Source organism: Bacteroidia bacterium (assembly GCA_041391665.1).
GTDB lineage: Bacteria > Bacteroidota > Bacteroidia > J057 > J057 > JAGQVA01.
This window is the reverse complement of sequence record JAWKNO010000001.1, coordinates 202,919-224,453: the sequence shown is the minus strand read 5'-3', so window position 1 is coordinate 224,453 and position 21,535 is coordinate 202,919. Positions and strand designations below refer to the sequence as shown.

Below are 21,535 nucleotides of genomic sequence, written 5' to 3'. Positions count from 1 at the left end.
GTGGAACACGCTTCAGGATTCAGAGGAAAATGTGCGGGATAAAAGAGCCTCATTTTCCTTTGCCCGCATTTTTAAAATATCTGCTTCTGCATGATCATCATAACCCAAAAGGTGTAATACCCCATGAATCATGACGCGGTGGAGTTCATCTAAAAAGGGAATTGCCAGCGTGTCTGCATTCTCTTTGACACGGTCAACGCTGATATATATATCCGAAATGATCGGATCTTTACCTGGTTCTGAATAGGGAAAAGTAAGGATGTCTGTATAAAAATCGTGCGCTAAATGCTCTTTATTCATCTCAATAAGATACTCATCCGAACAGAAAATAAAGTTGATTTCACCACATTCCCGACCATGATCTGTAATGCAGGAAAGGATCCAATCACAGATTGAATCCTCATTATTGAGCTTAAACGCTATTTCTTCGACAAAAAAATTGATACAGTCTTCCATCAAATATTAAATACCATCTCGACAATTTTCCCATCATCTGAAAATGAAAGCTGGTCAGAAAGGTGCTGCATAAGAAATACACCCCGACCGCCTATGTTCTCTATATTTTCGGGCGAAGTAGGATCATCCAGTGTTTTGGGATCAAACCCATCCCCTTCATCCTGAACTTTAATAACCAGGCGATATCGGTTTACCGTTTCAAAGTCCAGGAAAATCCTTTTAGACTCATCCCCTTTATTTCCGTGAACAATCCCATTGTTTACAGCTTCAGTTACGGCAACCATGACATTGCCATATACATCCTCTTTAAACTCCAGTTCGGACCGGATTTCATCAATGGCCATTTCAACCTCATGAATCGCATCAGGATGGCTCTTTAAAATTAGCTGCTTATACATCCTTTGTGTGTCTGTTTGACTACTCATTCGCGCCTTCTAATTTTTTGAAGTATTGCTCGATCAAGATGAGGAAATCATTGGAATATTCCAATTTATTTGATTTCAACAATTCCTGCCGGATTTTGTTTTTGTATTCTTCGATGGACAATTCTTCTGGAGATTTAGTGTCCATCTCACGGCCTGTTTTAGATTCCCGCTTGTCATCGAGTTCACGTTCTCTTACAGATTGGTCTGCCTGTAACAACCGGTTTAATATCTCCTGTTGTCTCATCATGGTCTCATGCGTGAGTTGTTTATTGACCAGCTCCGTCTCCGACTCCTTCATATCCTTCATGATCTTGTCCATATCACCCAAACCCTTCTCACCGTTCTCCTTAATTTTATCATGAGCTTCTTTCAATTGCTTGCGAATAGCTTCCTGTCTGGCGGCCATCTCAGACAATTTTTCAGGACTCATACTCTTCGAGTTCATCATCTGCTGAAGCTGCTGATTGAGTTTCTGCTGCTGCTCCGATATACTTTTCATGTTAGGATTATCCCCGGGTTTCTTGCACATTCCCTGCCCGGGCATCGCATTTTTCATTTGTTCCTGCACCTGCTTCATGACATCAGACAACATGTTTGCCAGATTATTAATGCTGGTCATAGCGCCTTGCTGATGATAAGAAATCATGGGAACCTGCTTATTGCGGAAAAACACCTGGGATTTCTGCATATTCTCTGTGATACTCTGACTTTCATCCAACACCATTTTCTGGATCATAAACATCCTTTTTGCTAATGAAGCCAGACTGTCGGAGACAAGCTCCATATCATCCTGAAGTTTCTTTTGGTTTTGGCTTTTATCTTTCAGTGAAGGATCACCATATTTGAGTGCTTTCACTTCATCACGCAGATCCTCCTGATCAAAAGAAAGTTTGAGAAGGTTTTCCAGTAATTCTCTCAGATTTTCGAGATTCTCCTGATCCTGCTGCATCTGCATATTCATCTGCATCTCACTCAACTCTTCAGACATTTCCTGCAGCTTTTGCTGTGCATTTTTTTGAGACTGAGAGGCATTCCCCTTACTCTCTTCAGCACCCTTCTTATTTTTCTTTCCACTTTCCTTCATCTGCTCAGCAGCCTCCTTCATCTCGTCAGAAGCAGACTTCATCTGTTCTTCGGTATCTTCAGCCTTCTCCTGCAGGTCATCCATCTTTTCTTCATCAGGGGTCTTTGTCTGATCTTTCATATCTTGTAGATCTTCCAGGTCTTCCTTCACACCTTCCATCTGCTTGTTGAGTTCTTCCTGTCTTTCTGAGAGGTTTTCCAAATCTTCAGGGGTCTCTGCCTGATCAAGTTTTTCATTCAGCATTTCCTGCTTGGCTTCCACATTGTCCAACTTGTTTTTCAGCTCATCAATCTTCTGCTGTACTTCCAGTTGCTTCAGCAATTCCAATGTGCGCTCCAGACTTTCCTTCATTTCCTGATCATTGAGCTGAAGCTGCTCCATCTTATTCATAATGTCCTCAGGATTCAGGTTTTCCATTTTTTCCTGAAGTTCCTGTAGTAATTTTTCAATTTCCGGATTATCCATCTCTTCGAGGAATTTATTCAATTCCTCATATTTGTTGAGAGTCTCTTCGGAAATCATTTGATTTTCTTCCAACTGCTCTTTCGTCTCTTCAAATTTCTCCTGCGCTTCTTTCAACTGATCCAGCATTTGTTTATGCTCATCAATCATTCGCTGCACTTCCTTTTTATCGTCGAAAGAAAGCTTCTTCTGATCAAGCAGTTTTTCCTGCATCTTTTTATAAGCATCTTTCAGTTCTTCTGAAGTTTTCTTGATCTTCTCAAGATCACTCTTCACCTGATCCTGCGCATCACTGATTTCATCATATTTGGCATCCAGGGTAGGATGGATCACTTTAAATGTTGCACTGGTCGTAGCTTTTGCACCTGCAATCCCATCATTGTCCCAGACTCTGATAAAATATTCGAGTTCATCTCCCTCACTCAATCCAAGGCTGGTAAGGTCAATGAAATAAGAAAGTCCCTGCAATAATACTTTGGGAGAAATGGTCAATGGATATTCTTTATATTGACTGGACACTGCACTGGTCCCCCCTGACTTGGTAAACCGGTAAAACAGACTCATCCTTGTAAATCCATAGTCGTCTGCTATTTCAAGTTCAAGTGGCATCACCGGGTCAAGATTGACCAGATAATCATTATTGGGAGAAAAAATATAAATGGAGGGAAACCGGTCCTGCAGGATATTCACTCTGTACTTTACCGTGTCAATATTGGTAATATTTTCAGGAGAAGAGAGCGAGATAAAATACTCCATATCCTTCATCATCTGCCGGGAAAGTGCATACTGATCGCCAGCCTCAGACTTCCGGAATGCATATTTTTCATCAGCAACAAACCAGGCATTTTCGATATCTCCCTGTGGTTTTAATTCCCAGGTTACTGTACTTCCTTTTATTACTTTAAAATCTCCGACATTGGGCTCCAGCTTTTCTGTTCCTAAACCGGTATAGGCTGGGTACACAATTTTTACGTCGAAATTTTTGATAAAGGGTCTCTTCAATACATCTACAGAAAAACTCTCCGAACGCACTTCCTGATTTGCTACATAAAAAGTAAAATCTTCTTTCACTTCGGAAAGCGTGTACTCAAATTCTGTGGGAGAAGTTTTGTTGAGGTTATAGTCGATAAATTGACTTTTTTCCTCCCCGTCATCACGAATAAAAATAAAAAGTTCAGAAGGCAGTTCGCGACCATCAACATTAACTTTGAATGTATGGTTTTGACCTGCGATTAATTTTTGTGGTACTTCTTCAATCGTGATATTAAAGGGTGCCGGCGGTATAAAGGGTTTGTTATAATTGACCAGCCGGTGACCACTTGTGCCCAGCAGCGAAGGATCCGCCAGATATGTAATCAAATACAGACCAACAGGGACAAGGAGAAACCAAAGGTATTTTTTATTTACGTTGAGATTGATGGCAGAGCTCAGCCGTACAGGTGCGATCTCGGCAGCCTTGTAATCAATGGCAGCTCCAGCCAGAGAATTGGGATCATCGTATTGCGTGCGGAGCTGGAGGAAATTGAGCAACTTATCATTGATGTCGGGAAAGGCACTGCGAACCATATCCGCGATCTGAAAATCCGAAATTGTACGGGCAATATTAAACAGCTGGGTGAGTGGCCATACAATCATATATCCCATTACGCCCAAAAATATCGCACCCAGACTAAATACGATCCCGGTCCGGACATTTGTGGAAAATCCAAAAATCCCTTCACTCAGCAGTGCGATAAAAAGCATCAGACTCACCAGCAGTACCAATAAAAGTGATCCCCTGATGATCTTATCTGTATAATACTTTTTGCGGAACTCATGCATCCGCTGATTCAATATTTGTTGATTCTGGTTGTTCATATGCAGTTTTCCATTAATCACCCTGTAAGTAGTCTCAACGAATCAAGGCAGCCATATGTTCGGTTTGACTAAAGATCGAAACTTCATTGGTTTTTACCAAACCTCATCCCTGTGAATCTTGCACGTTATAAATTCATCACCACTTTTATGGGGCAATGATCGCTGTGCTCTATATCAGAAAGAATATCAGCATCCACACATTTATCTGCCAGCGGACTTGTCAGCATATGGTAGTCTATCCGCCAACCCTTATTATTTTTCCGGGCACTGAATCGAAATGTCCACCAGGAATAACGGCCTTCAGCCTCGGGATAAATTTTTCTGAAAGAATCCACAAAACCAGAGTCTATCAGTTTTGTAACCCATTCTCTTTCATGTGGGAGGAATCCCGATGAATTTTTATTGCTCACTGGATTGTGAATATCTATGGCTTGATGACAGATATTGTAATCACCAGAAACAATCAGATTGGGAAATGATTTTTTCAGTTCCTGAATATAGGTATAAAAATCGTCTAAAAATTCTTCTTTCACTTCCTGCCTTTCGTCACCGCTGGAGCCGGAAGGGAAATATACTGAAATCACAGAATATCCTTCATAGTCAGCCCGAAGGACCCGGCCTTCTTTGTCGTACTTTTCCATCCCGCAACCGTATTCCACGTGGAGCGGTTTTTCTTTTGAAAAGATGGCTACGCCACTATATCCTTTTTTTTCGGCGGAAAACCAGTAGGTGTGATAGCCGGGGGGGTGAAGTAGATTTTCATCCAACTGATCGGGCTGAGCTTTTGTCTCCTGAAGACAGATAATATCGGGGGATTCTTCTGCCAGCCAGTTGAGAAACCCTTTGCCGACCGCAGCGCGAATACCATTGACGTTGTATGAAATAATTTTTTTCACCAGTTCGGATTTTTCAGGTTAATTATTTTTGTTGAAGTGATTCCACCCTTGCGCTTCGATATCAATAGCTTCTCCCGAATCGAGCACAATCTGAATAATATTAGGCTCATCAGTCATATGGCCAATGATTGTGATATTTCTTTCAGCTTTAATTTTATCAAAGTCTTGAATAGGAACGGTAAAAATCAGTTCGTAGTCTTCGCCGCCATTTAGTGCAAAAGTAACGGGGCTGATGGCAAATTCCTCCGCAACCTTTACTGCCTGGAAGTCAATCGGGAGTTTACCTGCGAATATCGTCGCTCCCGTTTTACTCTGCCGGCAGAGGTGGTGGATTTCACTCGCGATGCCATCGCTTATATCCATCATGGCCGTGGGCTTGACGCCCAGTTCAGCCAGGCGGACCAGCACATCCAGGCGAGCTTCAGGTTTGAGCTGCCGCCCCACGACATAGTCGTAATCGTTCAGGTCGGGTTGCATTTCCGGGGAATTCATATAAACCGATTTTTCACGGTCCAGCACCAACAACCCAGCGTAGGCAGAACCGACATCCCCACTGACACAAATGAGGTCTCTGGGTTTTGCTCCGTTTCGGTAAACGACCTGTTGTTCCAGCCCCTCCCCGATCGCGGTAACCGAGATCACGAGTCCCTGGCGTGAGCTGGCTGTATCACCTCCGAGAAGGTCTATCTGATATTTTTCGCAAGCCAGGCGAATGCCTTCATATATTTCATCTATTGCTTCAACCGGAAACCGGTTACTTATTGCGATAGAAACAGTTATACCATAAGGCTTAATATTCATCGCAGCTATATCGCTGATATTTACAGCTACAGCTTTATAGCCGAGATGGCGAAGAGGTACATAGGCGAGATCAAAGTGCACACCTTCAAGCAGAAGGTCTGTGGATATAACCTGCACCTTTCCGTTTCCTGACCGAACGACAGCTGCATCATCGCCTACCCCTTTGATCACATCAGGGTAAACTTTCGGAAAATTTTTTGTGATACGATCTATCAATCCAAATTCTCCCAAATGAGAAATATCAGTGAGGGCAGACTCATTTCCTCCCGGCATAGTATCTGATTATAAATTTTGTGAATGGGGTTTTAAAATTACAAAAAACAACCGGACTCATACATGACTATTATTTATTTCTTTTTAATATTTAATAAAGAATAAGTAGTAATGGAGATGTGGATAAGGGGGAAAACTTTATGAGATAATGCTTGTTTTTCCTGATGTCCACTTTTTGGTGTAAGAAATCCACAAGAATGTGAATAAAACGAACATAACCATTTTACTTATTACAACGAATACTGAAATATCATTTACCTATTTTGGCGATTCTTTAAGATGCTAAAAACAAGCTTTTTGGCTGATATTTTTTTAAACGGATTTGATACTACAAGAGTTGAAATACCCGGGGTTTGTTATCCTTATTCGTACTAAGTTTTCTACATATTCACATACACGTGGATAACGTAAATGTTACCCAAAAGTTAATGGAGTACTGTGGGGATAATGTGGAATAACATGGGGGTAATCCACCGGAGTTATCCACCGCTTTTGGTTATCCACCAAAATGTGAATAAGTTCTTTGATTGTGGAAAACACAATTCACGTGACTTTCTGCTTTTGCACATTTTGTCTATACGTGGTGTGGAAAATAAAATACTGTATGTCAGGCATTTAGTGAAGTTATCATTTGGAATGTGGATAACAGTTATGCGCATTGACTTTGTAAAATAAAAACGTCACGTGCGCGAACTATTTTCCTTTGAAGTCCGGGCTGCGTTTTTGCAGGAAGGCAAAAATTCCTTCGAAAAAATCTGCGGTTCTGAAATTTTCCCCTTGACTTAGTGCTTCCTGTTCCAGTGTTTCTGCAAGATTTTTAGAAATTCCCGCGCGAAGATTCTCCTTGATATTTTTGATTGCGACATAGGGTCCTTTGGCCAGTCGGGTTGCCATATCGGCTACCGCTGCATCCAGTGATGAGGCAGGATATACCTGATTGACAAGTCCAAGTCTGAGGGCTTCGGCTGCATCAATAATTTCATTGGTAACCATCAGTTCATACGCTTTGTGATAGCCAATTTTTTCCGGAAGAAAAAAAGCGCCTCCCCCATCACTGGAAAGACCAATTCGGCTAAATATCTGACTAAACCGCGAATCGTCAGAAGCATAAACCATGTCACATGCCAGAGCAAAGTTGAAACCCACCCCCACGCAGGCTCCTGATACTTTTGCAATAAATGGCTTGTTGATCTCACGCATGGCGGTGACAATGGGGTTGTAAGTTCTGCGGAGAAAAGTGGTGACATCAAAGGGCTTTCCGTTCATCAGCGAAGCATCGAGATCTGCTCCCGAGCAGAAGTTACCCTCAGAGCCGGTAAGGATAATTACCCTGCTTTCATCTTCTCTGGTTTGCTCAATTACATCTCGCAGATGATACGACATATCTGCACTGATTGCATTTTTCTTTTTGGGTTGGTTGAATGTGATGGTTTTGATTTGATCCTGCATGGTTACCAGCAGATGTTCAGGGTGTTCGGGATGATAATCCATATCGTTGATTTAAATTTTACAGAATAAGTTACGATCTTTTTTACTACGGGAAAATACGAAAAGTCATAGACTAAAGTATGCATGCATACAATTTTAAGGAAAATTTGGACATTAGAATATTTTCCTGTTTTTTTATGGTACAACTAAGGTTAAAGAGCTCTTCTTAGCCAAAAGGGAAAAATTTAATTTCACGCAAGATGGCAAGCAAATATTTCAGCCAAAGAAATCTGACATTTTTATTAAATCAGGTTCACAAAGCAGAAATGCTTACACAGTTTCCTCACTTCGGGCATTTTGATTCTGAATCGATGGAAATGATGCTGGATGCAGCTAAAAAACTTTCGGACACCTATCTTTTTCCGAATTACGAAGATATGGACCGGAACGAGCCGCAGCTAATAGACGGAAAAGTGCATGTGCATAAAAGTATGGGGCCGTTTTTGGCTGCGATGGCAGAAGGTGGATGGTTGGGTGCAGCTGCGCCAATGGAATATGGGGGAATGCAGATTCCTGCAATCCTCGGTGTGGCTGCCGGGTTTATCATGACTGCCGCCAACAATGGTGCGATGGGTTTTACGGGTCTTACAACCGGAGCTGCAAATCTGATTTTGTCGTTTGGGACGGAAGAGGAAAAGGCTACCTATGTGCCGAAAATGTTTGACGGAAAATGGCAGGGCACGATGGCATTGACCGAGCCGCAGGCGGGAAGTTCACTTTCTGATATTACAACTACGGCTTATCCTGCTCCTGATGGAAGTTACCGTATCAAAGGACAGAAAATATTCATCTCCGGCGGCGATTATGAAGGCGTTGAAAATGTCGTTCACCTGATGCTCGCACGTATCGAAGGCGCGCCAAAAGGAACCAAAGGTATTTCGCTCTTTATTGTTCCCAAATATCGGATTGAAAATGAAACGCTCGTATGGAATGACGTCACACCAGCTGGTCTCTACCATAAAATGGGGCAAAAAGGCACACCCGCACTTCATCTGATGATGGGGGAAAAAGATGATTGCCATGGTTATCTGCTGGGGCAGGCCAATCAGGGATTGTCGTACATGTTTCAGATGATGAATGAGGCCCGGATTCTGGTGGGGCTGGGTGCGTCTTCTATTGCTTCGGCGGCTTATTATGCTTCCCTGGAGTATGCCACAGAAAGACCTCAGGGACGCAGACTCAATGACCGAAATCTCGATCAGCCTCAAACACCGATTATCAATCACCCGGATGTCAAGCGTATGCTGCTCCTTCAGAAATCCATAGTAGAAGGGGGGCTTAGCCTTGTCATGCAGGCGGCGATGTATTGGGACATGACAAAGATTACAGAAGGCAAAGAGAAAGAGGACTACGAATTATTGCTTGAATTGCTCACTCCGGTGGTGAAAACCTATCCTTCAGAAATGGGAGTTGTTTCTATCAGCAACGGCTTGCAAATTTTGGGGGGAAGTGGATTCTGTAAAGACTTTCCACTGGAAAACTATTACCGCGATATTCGTATTTATCCGCTGTACGAAGGTACTACCGGCATTCAGTCGCTGGATCTGTTGGGCAGAAAAGTAGTTATGAATCAGGGCGCAGCCATGAAGCTGCTGTTTGCAGAAGTACAGAAGGATATCACCGCTGCAAAAAATTTCGAAGAACTTCGCAAGTATGCCGGCATCCTGGGGGAGAAAATGCAAAAACTTCAGGAAATCACCATGCGTCTCGCAGGGATTGCTATGAAAGGGGAAATCGAATTATTCCTCTCAGATGCTACGCTTTATATGGAGTTGTTTGGTCTCCTGGTTGTCGCATGGCAATGGCTCAAGCAGGCGACTACTGCAAAGCAGGCAATTCTTACCGAAAATCCTCAGGGTGATGAACTCGAATTTTACGAAAGTAAAATTCATACCATGAAATTTTTCTTTGCTTATGAAGTGCCCAAATCGCTTGGTCTTATGCAACGTCTCATGGACGATGAAGTCCTGACCATTGCTATGGAAAAAGAAAGGGCACTTTAGTTTTTATAAAAATAGTCATTGTGAGTTGAAGTAAGGAACCTCCGGATGCGTCCGGGGGTTTTTGTTTTCACCGGGCTGATACCCGAACATGTGCCGTCAACGTGACCGGTGATTTTTCTTCCTTCGTGTACACTTCCGCCTTTAGTACAAATTCCGAATTTTCCAGATCAACGGCATTGTATATTCTTTTCAATTGCTGGCCAAATTTTCCCCATAAAGGAAATTGAAGCTGATGCCGGCGCACCTGGCGGCTGAAAGGAAAATCAAATTCAAGAATATGAAGGCTTCCGGGAAGTAAAACTAATTCGGATTTGTAATCATATTTTCCCAAAACAGAAACGATGATTTCTGCTTCTGAATCCTTTGGGGCAATTAATTTTGACTCCTCAAAAGAAATTTCTATAGCTGTAATGGTACATCCGGCTTCGGATTCCAGCACCAGATTTCCGGAACATATTTTTTCCGAAACATGAATGACTGAAGGAATCTGAAACCGGATGTTGAGTAAATCTTCCATATATACTAGCTATAACGGAAGATCGGATTATTTGTGTTAATAGGTTACAACTATTCCCAGCGTTGGCTGGAAAATACCCAGATCATTATCTAAAAAATAAGTCTGATATCGCGAAGGATCGTTGGGATCGGTAAGTGGCATGTCATTTTCATCTTTCACCACATTCAAAATCGGTGCACCGGGAACGCTGAATCCATATACATTCTGGACATCGATAAACAGGTTGAGGCTCCATGCTTCAAAAAACCATTTTTTATCTATCCGGATATCCAACTGGTGGTATGCGCCAATACGCTCTGTATTGAGAAGCGAGAAATCCGGAGTCTGTACGCGTGTGACATCCCATACATTTTTCAGACTTGATAAAGATACATTGGCTGGCGTATAAGGGGTGCCCGTGGTAAGTCTCCATTTTGCACCTACTTCCCATTCGCCTTTAAATTTTTTACCCGCTGTCAATGCTACAATATGGCGACTGTCCCAGGAGGAAGGAACGTAATTTCCCTTATTGTCCTGAAATTCACTTTTACCGAGCGTATATGCAATGATCCCGTAAAAACCCCTAAACAATCTTTGCTGAATCAACACTTCCATTCCATATGTGCGGCCTTCGGAAGTGGAGACGGCAGGTTCATTGCCAATTACACCAAAATCGCCTCCCTGGTTTGCAAGTGAAATGGAGTTTCTCGTCAAAAATGGATATCTGTCGTAGTCTTTATAATATCCTTCAATTGAAAATCTAGTGTTAGTAGAAGTTGTATAGGCTAAACCACTGACGATGTGCTTGTTGCGTATGTAATCTATATCAATATTTGCAAGTTCTCCTGCGGGATTCCGGTAACCCATGACCGTATAGGGGGGAAGCTGATAGAATATGCCGGTATTGAAGTTGAAGGTGAGCTCAGGTGTAATGTAAAAGGATGCAGAAAACCGGGGAGAAAACTGTGGAAATGGATTGGACATTTTTTCTGAAAATGTATTCCCGTCAATTCTGCCACCCAGCGAAAGAACCAGTCTGTCTTTAGCCAGTTTTTTACTGATTTGTGCAAAAGCGCCGTAACGGGAGAAATTCATTTCGGAGAAGAAGTCTATCGTATCATTTGGAATCACCTGATAAGTATCCGAATTGTATTTGTCATATTCGTAGTTGATGCCATAGTTGAGTTTAAAACCGTTATTTCTGATGGTGTGCTCAATTCGCAGTTTATTTTCGATTTCCTGGGAGGTATAGTCCAGGAGGAAATCATTGGTTTCTACGTTGTCGATATATTTATATGCCCGGTTGTTGAGCATATTCCTGCTGGCGACTACGAGCCAGAAACCTTTATCTCCAAAATATTTATAGCTCGCACCGATCGTATAGTTCCACTGTGTCTGTACGGGGAGGTTTCCCAGAATATACTTTTGATAATCGGTAGAGTCTGCACCCAGGTTGAGTTGAAATTCATCGAGCGCGCCAAGACTGACGATGTTTAATTCGTGTCTTTCGCCGAAACGGAATTTGTGTCTGTATTGATAGTCATTGTAGTTGGGGAGAAATGGTAATGCCAGTACCTTAAACAGAAGCTGAAGGTAGGATCTTCGGGCTGAGAAAAGGAAAGAGCTGTTTTCACCGGTCGGCCCCTCGACGGTAAGTGCCAGGTCGCTGGCTCCGACAGTTGCGGTAAATCCCAATCTGTCTTCCCGCGCAGCGCGCTGGCGAAATTCAAATACAGAACTCAGCGCATTGCCTCGGTTGGCGGGAAATGCTCCTGAAAAAAAATCAACCTCGCCGATAAAATCCACATTGATCAACCCTACCGGTCCGCCGGAAGCGCCTTGCGTTGCAAAGTGATTGATATTGGGCGTTTCAATTCCATCGATATAAAACCGGTTTTCGTTAGGAGCTCCCCCGCGAATCAGAATATCGTTACGGAAACTTACGGTGCTGGCTACGCCAGGAAGCGATTGTATTACCTTGCTGATATCTCTGTTTCCGCCGGGATTTCTTTTGATCTCACTGGTTCCTATCGTGCGGAGTGAAAGCGGTGCTTCTTCCACCTGTTTATAAGGCGACGCAACAATATTGACCGAGTCTGTAGTATTTTCTTCTTCGGTCATCCCAATCTCCAGCACATAAGGTTTGGAATTACTTACCTGAACCTCATACACAACCTCGGTTCTGTAGCCGGTGTATCTCACTTCTACGTTGTAGAGCCCGGGTGGAATTCCCTTAATTTCAAATTTCCCTTCCTGATCCGTAAAGCCACCATAGTTGGAGCCCTGGAGCAGAATCGTTCCATATTCGAGCGGAAGATTTGTTAATTCGTTATAAACCCTACCGCTGATAATCCCCCCTTGTGCATAGAGTACACTGGTATTTCCCATTAAACCAAACAGAAACAGAAATAAAAGGTTGTACCATTTCAGAATGTTCACTTTCATATATTTTAGAGTATTTGTCCAAAAAAGAATAACGAAAGCAAAACATAATATGTCTGAAATTGTTTACGTTTTTGTAAATATAATTTCGCTTTTAATACTTTTACATATTACTTTCCTGTTACATGGCGCAAAACTATTCGTTGCTGAAAGAATTGCTCAATCTGCTCGAAACGTATGAAAATGAAACGGATGGCCGGGAGGTCAGCATGGTTTCTTTTTCTGTCTGGCTGAATAAACATCTATCCTATCCTTCTCCGGGGCTGGTAATGCAGGAAAAACGCGAAGGGATGGAAAATATCGTAGATGAACAGGCGGAGACAGTGATGACCATGTTGATCAGCTATTTGTATCGTTACGCAAAAAACTATTCGAAGAAAGCACTGGAAGGGACACCGTTGTCAACCATAGATGAATTTACTTTTCTGGCAACGCTCAGCTATCGCGGGAGTCTTACCAAAACGGAGTTGATCAATCTGCACCTGCTGGAAATTACCTCCGGAATTGAAGTAATCAAACGTCTGACCAAAGCGGGGTTAATGGAATCCTTTTCCGACCAGAATGACAAACGCTCCAAACGAATGAAACTCACGCCCCAAGGAAAAAAAGTACTAAATGATGTAATGGAAAAAATGGATGGGGTGGCCCATATTGTAGCCGGTAACCTCAGCGGAGAAGAGCGAAATCAACTCTTGCCATTACTTCACAAACTCAATGACTTTCACGCGGTCATCCATCATCAGGACCGTAAAAGTGAACTAAAGGAAATCCGGGAAAAATATTTTAATTATTGACGGCGAGAATTACTTCGGGTTCCTTTAACTCTTCATTATCCTCTTTTTGTCTGCGGTCAACCGGCGCGCGATAAGGAATTCCCATTGCGTCGTAAACTACTTGTTGTACGCGCTGGCGAATCCGCATTTCATTGATTCTGGTGTTGCTGACACTGGGGTGAATGCGGTTGGAAAGGAAAACAAAAACCAGATCATTTTCAGGATCTACCCATACACAGGTCCCGGTAAAACCGGTATGCCCATAAGTAGAAAGTGAAGCACTTTCCGCAATGATATAATTTGTATTGCGGGGTGGTTTGTCAAACCCCAGCCCACGGTGGCCGCGTGATCTTTCAGTAAACCGCTCAACCGTCGTATCCTGAAAAAATCTTTCTCCTCCGTACTGACCTTTGTTCAATAACATTTGAGCCATGATGGCAAGATCGTTGGCATTGGAAAAGAGGCCGGCATTTCCCGAAACCCCACCCATGAGTGCGGCGGTAGGATCGTGAACGGTTCCGCACAAGACTTGTCCGCGCCACCGGTCGCTGGCAGTAGGTACCAGTCTTTCCGGATCAAATCTTTCGCGGGGATTGTAGCACATGGTCTGCATACCGAGTTTTTCGTAGAAATTTTCTTCCACAAATTCGTTGATCGGCTTGCGGTTGATCGAGTCCACAACCCGCTGCATGAGGATCATATTGACACAACTGTAGAGATAATGGGCGGAATCGGGGCGGAGTCGTTTGGTATCATTCCAAAGAGAGTCGAGATAATTATTTCGCAGATAAAACCGGTTTGCCACGGGAATGGAATAGTTCTGATCATAAGTACGGCTAAACAATCCGCTGTTTACATACCGCTGATAAGGTACAATAGGAAGGCTCGCCTGCAAACCTGAAGTATGGGTAAGGAGATCCACCAGCGAAATTTTAAAAACCGGGCTGCTTTTTTTCCCTTTTGGTGCACTCTGCCATCTTGCTACCAGCATGAGTGAATCGTGATAGCGGATTGTATCCTGCTTTTTCAGCATGAGGCCTTCCGGATTTCTTCTGATAGAATCGAGAAATGCCACATAGTTTTGGTAGGAAATTGTATCGTACACCTTGACGGGAACCGGATCGTAAGTGTCGTCGTGAAAATACTGTGAGAGATGGTCGTCGAGAGAAAGTTTTTGTTCCTCGTACAATTTCATAGTTGCCAGAGTTGTAGCTGCAACTTTGGTAATGGAAGCCAGATCGTACAAGTCCTCATCTTTTACCGGAATCTGGCGCTCGTAGGTGTGATAGCCAAATGATTTGTTGTAGATCACTTGTCCGCCTTTAGCTACCAAAACCTGACAGCCGGGCATGGCAAAATTTTCAATTCCTTCTGCGATGATACGGTCAATTTTGGCCAGGCTATCGGAAGATATACCCACATATTCCGGATAGGAATAAGCAAGGCGGGTCTGGGTGGTGGAATAATTTTTTCTCAACCCTAGCTCTTCTGCCATATATTGAGGAAGGCTGCGGGATGTGCCGATTCCCCCAAACAAAACCTGAGCGGCAACTTCCTGAGATGCCAGCTGACTGTTGGGTGCCTGAAGAATGGTGGGAAATTCGGAAATAGGTTTGAGAATGTCATATTCACCAAAATTAACCACAATCACTTCAGACTGTTTGCGGATATTCTCCAAAAACTGCTGGATGATATAGCGATTTTGCTGAGGTAAGTTGAGGGCAATAATGACCGGGTTGAAGTATGACAATTCTTCCATATCCACATCTTCTACCATCCTGACCTGCTGGGTGGAAGTCTGGGTATACAGACGAATATATTTTTCAAAAGAAGGAAGCGGATTGCCGATCGTGATGACGTGAAAATTTTTCTGACTGAGGTTTTTAAACGGAAGGGTTTCCGTCTGATTTTGGACCATAATCATCGAAGCAATGACAGCTTCGCGGGAGGATAATTGTACGACAGGAATCCCATTGTTTTTGGAGGCGGAAGAATCTGTCCAAACAGTTACTTCGAAGGTCTGGTACATATGCACATCCGGCTCGGGTGAGTCTGGAAAACCCACAGAAATTCCTAATAGCAACAAACCGATTGCCAGAGGGATTAATAAAATATAGAACCCTTCTTTAATGGAATACATGATAATTAAGACTCTGTTGGCTATTAGACATCTTAATTATCAAATATGTTGCCTCATTTCCAATTTTGACCTTTCCCGAAACAAGGAAAATATGATTTTTCGGTATATAAGGAATTGGAGTTAATTGTTTGATTTGCAGTGTTTTATATTGTGTGTTTGCCCTGAATTTTACGAAATGCGAAATTCACCGGTTTGTGTATAAATTTTAACAGTTAGCGCGCAAAAAACACCCGGTTCCCGCATAAAATTTTGCGGTTCGTAGCAATTTTGCCCATGATTTTTTACGCAGCTTCCGGAACAGGTTTTCCCACGAATCTGACAACCGCAAACAGTACACCGGCTGAAAGGATAAAGCTTAGCGCATTGGGCAACCCAAAAGCAGAAGGAATAATGCCGAGAAGGGTACCAACCCCTCCTACTGTCAATGCATAAGTCAGCTGTGTGCGTACGTGGTCGACATGATTGCAGGAACATGCCAGCGAACTGAGAATCGTAGTATCAGATATGGGCGAACAATGATCTCCCAAAACAGAACCGGCGAGAAGAGACGCCACCATATTGTAAAAAATCGGCAGTGCCGCTGCGGGTTCCATTCCCGTATTTACTGAAATTTGCCAGGTAAGCGGAATCATCAGCGGGTAAAGGATCGCCATCGTGCTCCAGGAAGATCCGGTGGAAAAAGAGATCAACGCAGCGAGCACAAATGTAATCGCCGGAATCCAGACTGGAGAAAGCGAATTGCCGAGCTGGCTGATGACAAAATCGGCGGTATGCATATGATTGGTAATTCCCTGAAGGGACCAGGCCATAATCAGAATCATGATTGCGCCCATCATGGCTTTGAAACCGTGGACCATGGTTTCGACGGCATCCGGCAATTTCATCATTCGCTGGCCGAGCGTCATGATCATCGCCACGGTAACCGCAGAGAGCGACGCCCAAATCAGTGCAGCGTAAGAATTACTGTTACCGATGGTTTGAGAAAGTTTGCGCACAAAACTCAATTCCGTATCAGACCACACCTCCTGGGAATATCCTGTATATAAGAGTCCGGCCAAAACACCTCCTACCAGCACAATCACAGGTATGACGGCATTAAAAGCCCGGGGGCGAATTCCTTCGAGTGGCTGGAAGTGGCGAAGTTCTTCTTCCACTTCTTCAGCGGCTTCGGAATTTTCCTGATTTCCACTCCGCCCCAGACTTACACGGCCTGTAGTTCTGGCCCGTACTTCAGCTTTGTACATCGGACCAAAATCCCGCCGGGAAAAAATGATAAACAACATAAAAACCAGCGTAAGGATCGGGTAAAATGCATAGGGGACAGAATTCAGGAAAATAGAATAAGGGCTTAGTCCTTCGGGGAAATTGTGCAACTGGGAGATCCCATCTTCAATATAGCCGAGCTCGGCGCCGATCCACGTCGTGATAAATGCCAGGGCCGAAACCGGGGCAGCAGTAGAGTCAACGATATAACTCAGCTTTTCGCGGGAAACCTTCAACCGGTCCGTAACTGAGCGCATGGTATTTCCCACAACCAGGCTGTTGGCATAGTCATCAAAAAATATGACCAGTCCCAAAAGCCAGGTGGCAAATTGCCCGGTAACTGCGGTTTTGGCAAACTTTGAAATAATATTCACAATTCCCTGCATACCACCATTGCGGGAGATAACGGCAACCATTCCGCCGATAAGCATGGAAAAAACAATAATCGAAACGTGGTCAGGGTCGGTAATGGAAGAAATGACATATTCGCCTACCACATCGAGAAAACCGCTGAAAATTCCAGCAACAGAACCCGATTGATAATAACCCAAAACCGCCGCCCCGAAAAATATACCTATAAACAAAGACACAATCACCTCTCTGAAAATCAGCGCCATGATAATCGCAATCAGTGGCGGAAGGATTGACAGCCAGAGCGGAAAAGCCGCCACTTCCGTTTCAAGAGAAGTTTCGTAGTCCCCTACCCTGACAGAAAGTTTTTCCTTCACTTCGGTTGGGGTATATTCGAATGTCACAACTCCCTCATTTACAGGAAGAATAAGTGTTTTTCCTTCAACCGAAACTTCCACCTCCTTTCTCAGAGCCAGAGAGTCTGAAAGCGTAATCAGGATATTGCCAGGATGGTCTTTTCTGAAATATTCCGGACCTTCGACAGATACGTTTTTATCGGAAAAAATGGATTCCTGAGCGAAAATCGGAGTAAGGAAAAAAGATGAAGCCAGAAAAAGAAATATGATAACCTTACCAGGAAAAACCACAAAGGGCACTAAGAAGGCACGGAGGGCACTAAGAAGTAACGCCCTTTGTGTACTTTGTGCACCCATTATGTTCTTTGTGGCTAATTCTACTCTTCTGTTGTCTAAATTAGCCGAAAGATAAAGGCTGGATTCTTTCATAAACGCGGAATTTGCGGTAAAGAGGAAAGATGTGAAAAAACAGCGAATCATACAAAAAAAGCCTACCCGAAGGGCAGGCCCAAAACATCAAAAACAAACATCAAAATCTTTTGTATTTTCATAGGTTAAAACAATAATACAATTTTCCCCAACAAAATCACAAACCACATACACAATGACACGACCAATACTGACGCTGCTACTGAGCTGGTTTTCAATTTTGCCGGCATTTTCCCAAAACTTTTCCGGTGGATTTTCCTTTCCTCTGCCCGGATATGATTCTACATCTCAGACCTATCTGCCCGTTTTCCCCCGATATACGATTACCGATTTTATCGACTCTGATGGAAACGGACATTTTACCTCAGGTGGCGCACCCATTCGGTTTTGGGGTGGAAACCTGACTACCGGCGGTTGTTTTCCCCCGACAAATCTGGCCCCTCAGATTGCAGGAAGAATGAGGAAAATGGGCATAAACCTCCTCCGGTTTCACCATATGGACAATCCATGGACAGACAACAGCGGAACCATATTTATCAGAGGTACAGGAAATACCCGCCAACTCAGCCCTACCAGTCTCGACCGGTTGTTTGCATTGCTGGCAGCGATGAAAAATGAAGGCGTTTATGCGAATATCAACCTTCATGTTTCCCGGACATTTTTACCCGGAGACGGTGTATTGAATGCCGACTCAATCGGAGAGTTTGGCAAAGGTGTAACCATTTTCGACAGACAACTCATAACACTTCAAAAAGAATACGCCACCCAGCTTCTCGGAACAATTAATCCATATACCGGAGTTCCTTTGGCCAATGATCCCGTCGTGGCAATGGTCGAAATCACCAATGAAAATACCCTCTACGGATTCTGGAAGGAAAACAAACTCAGCCCCTTCGCCAATGGCGGCGGGATTATGAAACGCCACGCCGATTCGCTCGACCAGCGGTGGTATGATTTTCTGATCCAGAAGTATGGAAACCAGTCCACCCTTGCCGCTGCCTGGGACGTAAGCGGCATGAACCAGACCGGAACCCAGCAATTGCTCAATCCAGGGTTTGAATCCGGCACACAAAACTGGATGCTTGAACTCCATTCCGGCGCATCGGCTACTTTCACTGCAGACAACCAGTCTCCCGCTTCCGGCAGTCAGTCAGGAAAAGTAACCGTCAATACCGTTACCGGTACCAACTGGCACTTACAGTTTATGCAGGCAGGAATGACTTTTCAGAAAGACTCATCGTATCAGATAAAATTTAAGGCCAGAGCCGACCGGGTGCGCCAGATCAATGCCGGCGTCATGCGGCACAATGATCCCTATACCTGGTATGGCGGTGCGTCTTTCCAACTGACTACCCAATGGCAGACCTATACCTTTACTGTCAGCGCACCCGAAAATAACGTCGGCCAGGTCAGATTGACCTTCGACTTCAACAATCAAACCGGCCCTGTGTGGTTTGACGACTTTTCAATGGGAAAACCCGTGATCACCGGGCTTGAGCCGGGTGAAGACCTTACCTCAGGTACAATCCGGCGCATTCCCTATGCAGAAAGGCTCAGCTTTCATCCGCAACGGGTGGCGGATATGGCCGAGTTTTACCTCGAAATACAAAAAGCCTATTTCAACGAAATGCGGAGTTTCCTTCGCGACAGCCTCGGGGTACAGGTTCCCATTTCAGGGGTAAATGCCATGACAGGCCCGGGCGATGTGTATTCGGCTTCCGACCTGGACTATGTCGATGACCATAGCTACTGGGATCACCCCTGGTTTCCCAACGTACCCTGGTCCGCCACCGACTGGCAGATCAACAATAGCCCGATGTTGCAGAATGAGCGCCTCGGCACCATTCCTTCCGTACTTGGCGGATTGCAGGTGGCAGATAAACCCTTCACCCTCAGCGAGTACAACCATGCCTATCCTAATATTTATCAGGTAGAAATGGTGCCAATACTCGCCGGGTACAGCGCCCTTCACGGAGTGGACGGGATCATGTTTTTTACTTACCACGAAGAAACCGGCAATTGGGACAGCGACCGCGTGCCCGGATACTTTGCCCTTGGAAGAAACCACGCGGTGATGGGATTATTTCCCGTTTATGCATGGGCTTTCAGGAATGGGATTATCCCCGAAGACCCTCAACCCCACGTGGTCGATTATACCAAAGACTATATATTTGGCCTCCCCCTACAGGACAATGCAGGAAGGTGGGAACATTTTGTGCCTTACGACAACCTCATTTCCCTTACCCACGGCGTAAAAATCGGAGATACGGATGCCACTTCCCCTTCAGGCCTGAGTCCGGCTTCGACACCATCGTCGGTTTATTATGCCAATAATACACTTCGTTTTGCCCCCAATCCCGGAGCCCTTACCATTGAAACAGACAAACTCCTGTCGATCACCGGAAATCTGCCTGGCATGGGCGGATATCAGAGCGGCCCGCTGAAAATGATCAGCGGCAACCATTTTGGCAGTGTCAACTGGGTTTCGCTGACTGACGATGTTTTACGTGGCGCTTCGCGTTCACTGATAGCTGTCAGTTCGCGCATACAGAATACAGGCATGCTTTGGCAGGGAGCGAGTACCGTCAACAACAACTGGGGAAGTGCCCCCACCAAAATCCAGTCATTGAATCTCGACCTCGAACTCAACATCATCGCCGACTCGATCCACCTTATTCCCCTCGATGCAACGGGTGCTGCGCAGCAGGGAAAAACCCGCACGATTTTACCGCAGGCAAACGGAAAATTCCGCTTTCAGCTTTACCAGGACACAGACCAGACGATGTGGTATGGAATGGAAGCCTTTGGCATCACCATTGGCGTAGATCCACGACTACCCGAAACGGCGGTACGCCTCTACCCCAACCCGGCGGTTGAAAAAGTAAGGCTGGAAGCCGATACCCCCATCAAACGATGGGAGCTTACCGACCTTTCAGGCCGCACGATCAAAAGCGGGCACCCCGCAGAGCCACAAACAGAAATCAACCTGAGCGAACTTGCCGCAGGTATGTACATGGTGCGCGTGTATATGCGGGAGGGAGTTGTGGTGAAGAAAGTGTATCGGGAGTGAGGTATGAGATGGCTGGGGCTTCTGATCACCGGTGGTTGAGCGGAGTCGAAACCACCGGGATTGCGCCGCAGGGCGCAATATTTGTCGAACTCCCTTCCGCGCGGCCGTCCCTCTTGAAAGAGGAACTGGCGGGAAAATTGGGGCCATAGGCCGAACCCCGAAGAGCCCGAAGCACTCCTTTCGGAGAAGCGTAGGCTTGCGCGTTTAAGCGCGCAGAGATATGGGAAATAAAAAAAGCTGTGGCCAAATGTCAACCGTCATTGCGGTCCTACCGGACCTGGTGTCAGACGACACCCCATGATATGTGCCAAAGGCACAAAATATCAGCGTGCCGCAGGCACAAAGATCCGTTAGGACCGTAATATCGGTAGCACAAATGTGCCCGCCCCCATTTTTTCAAATGAGATGCGCCGTTTGGCGCTCAGAGATATGGAAAATAAAAAAGCCCATGGCCGAAATTTCTTAGCCAT

Annotated in this window: 13 protein-coding genes; 3 read left to right on the top strand and 10 right to left on the bottom strand. The window is 44.6% G+C overall.

The window, feature by feature from the left end; translation table 11 throughout:
- Positions 1 to 12: 12 nt before the first annotated feature.
- From ybeY to R3D00_00905, 6 genes are all read right to left on the bottom strand, one after another.
- On the bottom strand, positions 13 to 456 hold the full coding sequence (ybeY, locus tag R3D00_00930; GenBank protein MEZ4771711.1) for an rRNA maturation RNase YbeY: 444 nt from the start codon (positions 454 to 456) through the stop codon (positions 13 to 15).
- On the bottom strand, positions 456 to 854 hold the full coding sequence (locus R3D00_00925; protein MEZ4771710.1) for an ATP-binding protein: 399 nt from the start codon (positions 852 to 854) through the stop codon (positions 456 to 458). Before R3D00_00925 ends, ybeY begins: the two co-directional genes overlap by 1 nt.
- A gap of 19 nt (positions 855 to 873) precedes the next feature.
- Entirely contained in the window at positions 874 to 4,284 is a 3,411-nt protein-coding gene (locus R3D00_00920; GenBank protein MEZ4771709.1) for a DUF4175 family protein, read from the bottom strand.
- Between the two features lie 125 nt (positions 4,285 to 4,409).
- Complete coding sequence (locus R3D00_00915) at positions 4,410 to 5,180, bottom strand: exodeoxyribonuclease III (protein ID MEZ4771708.1); 771 nt, start codon at positions 5,178 to 5,180, stop codon at positions 4,410 to 4,412.
- An 18-nt stretch (positions 5,181 to 5,198) separates the two neighbouring features.
- A complete protein-coding gene (gene thiL / locus R3D00_00910; GenBank protein ID MEZ4771707.1) occupies positions 5,199 to 6,254 on the bottom strand; it encodes a thiamine-phosphate kinase in 1,056 nt (351 codons plus the stop codon).
- 693 nt (positions 6,255 to 6,947) lie between these two features.
- The gene (locus tag R3D00_00905) at positions 6,948 to 7,745 is read right to left on the bottom strand and encodes an enoyl-CoA hydratase (GenBank protein MEZ4771706.1); all 798 of its coding nucleotides are present in this window, start codon (positions 7,743 to 7,745) and stop codon (positions 6,948 to 6,950) included.
- Positions 7,746 to 7,942: 197 nt separating this feature from the next.
- Between R3D00_00905 and R3D00_00900 the strand changes: the two genes are divergently transcribed.
- Positions 7,943 to 9,745 (top strand): acyl-CoA dehydrogenase, encoded by a 1,803-nt coding sequence (locus R3D00_00900; protein MEZ4771705.1) that lies wholly within the window; start codon positions 7,943 to 7,945, stop codon positions 9,743 to 9,745.
- Between the two features lie 67 nt (positions 9,746 to 9,812).
- Here R3D00_00900 and R3D00_00895 read toward each other — a convergent pair whose 3' ends face one another.
- Positions 9,813 to 10,262 (bottom strand): hypothetical protein, encoded by a 450-nt coding sequence (locus R3D00_00895; GenBank protein ID MEZ4771704.1) that lies wholly within the window; start codon positions 10,260 to 10,262, stop codon positions 9,813 to 9,815.
- 36 nt (positions 10,263 to 10,298) lie between these two features.
- A complete protein-coding gene (locus R3D00_00890; protein ID MEZ4771703.1) occupies positions 10,299 to 12,686 on the bottom strand; it encodes a TonB-dependent receptor in 2,388 nt (795 codons plus the stop codon).
- 122 nt (positions 12,687 to 12,808) lie between these two features.
- On the opposite strand from R3D00_00890, the gene R3D00_00885 reads away from it, so the two are divergent.
- A complete protein-coding gene (locus R3D00_00885) occupies positions 12,809 to 13,477 on the top strand; it encodes a winged helix DNA-binding protein (GenBank protein MEZ4771702.1) in 669 nt (222 codons plus the stop codon).
- Here R3D00_00885 and R3D00_00880 read toward each other — a convergent pair.
- Together R3D00_00880 and R3D00_00875 are read right to left on the bottom strand one after the other, a co-directional pair.
- Positions 13,467 to 15,596: a serine hydrolase gene (locus tag R3D00_00880; protein ID MEZ4771701.1), complete on the bottom strand. Its 2,130-nt coding sequence runs from the start codon at positions 15,594 to 15,596 to the stop codon at positions 13,467 to 13,469. The genes R3D00_00885 and R3D00_00880 overlap by 11 nt on opposite strands.
- A gap of 281 nt (positions 15,597 to 15,877) precedes the next feature.
- Complete coding sequence (locus R3D00_00875) at positions 15,878 to 17,995, bottom strand: Na+/H+ antiporter NhaC family protein (GenBank protein MEZ4771700.1); 2,118 nt, start codon at positions 17,993 to 17,995, stop codon at positions 15,878 to 15,880.
- Between the two features lie 175 nt (positions 17,996 to 18,170).
- Here R3D00_00875 and R3D00_00870 point away from each other — a divergent pair, with 175 nt between their 5' ends.
- On the top strand, positions 18,171 to 21,065 hold the full coding sequence (locus R3D00_00870) for a carbohydrate binding domain-containing protein (GenBank protein ID MEZ4771699.1): 2,895 nt from the start codon (positions 18,171 to 18,173) through the stop codon (positions 21,063 to 21,065).
- Positions 21,066 to 21,535 lie beyond the last annotated feature (470 nt).

Bases quoted from the DNA above. Each gene is read 5' to 3' on its own strand.
- R3D00_00885 (MEZ4771702.1), top strand. From the start codon at position 12,809: ATGGCGCAAAACTATTCGTTGCTGAAAGAATTGCTCAATCTGCTCGAA.
- R3D00_00890 (MEZ4771703.1), bottom strand. From the start codon at position 12,686: ATGAAAGTGAACATTCTGAAATGGTACAACCTTTTATTTCTGTTTCTG.
- R3D00_00880 (MEZ4771701.1), bottom strand. From the start codon at position 15,596: ATGTATTCCATTAAAGAAGGGTTCTATATTTTATTAATCCCTCTGGCA.
- R3D00_00905 (MEZ4771706.1), bottom strand. From the start codon at position 7,745: ATGGATTATCATCCCGAACACCCTGAACATCTGCTGGTAACCATGCAG.
- R3D00_00925 (MEZ4771710.1), bottom strand. From the start codon at position 854: ATGTATAAGCAGCTAATTTTAAAGAGCCATCCTGATGCGATTCATGAG.
- R3D00_00870 (MEZ4771699.1), top strand. From the start codon at position 18,171: ATGACACGACCAATACTGACGCTGCTACTGAGCTGGTTTTCAATTTTG.
- R3D00_00875 (MEZ4771700.1), bottom strand. From the start codon at position 17,995: ATGAAAGAATCCAGCCTTTATCTTTCGGCTAATTTAGACAACAGAAGA.
- R3D00_00895 (MEZ4771704.1), bottom strand. From the start codon at position 10,262: ATGGAAGATTTACTCAACATCCGGTTTCAGATTCCTTCAGTCATTCAT.
- R3D00_00900 (MEZ4771705.1), top strand. From the start codon at position 7,943: ATGGCAAGCAAATATTTCAGCCAAAGAAATCTGACATTTTTATTAAAT.
- thiL (MEZ4771707.1), bottom strand. From the start codon at position 6,254: ATGCCGGGAGGAAATGAGTCTGCCCTCACTGATATTTCTCATTTGGGA.
- R3D00_00920 (MEZ4771709.1), bottom strand. From the start codon at position 4,284: ATGAACAACCAGAATCAACAAATATTGAATCAGCGGATGCATGAGTTC.
- ybeY (MEZ4771711.1), bottom strand. From the start codon at position 456: ATGGAAGACTGTATCAATTTTTTTGTCGAAGAAATAGCGTTTAAGCTC.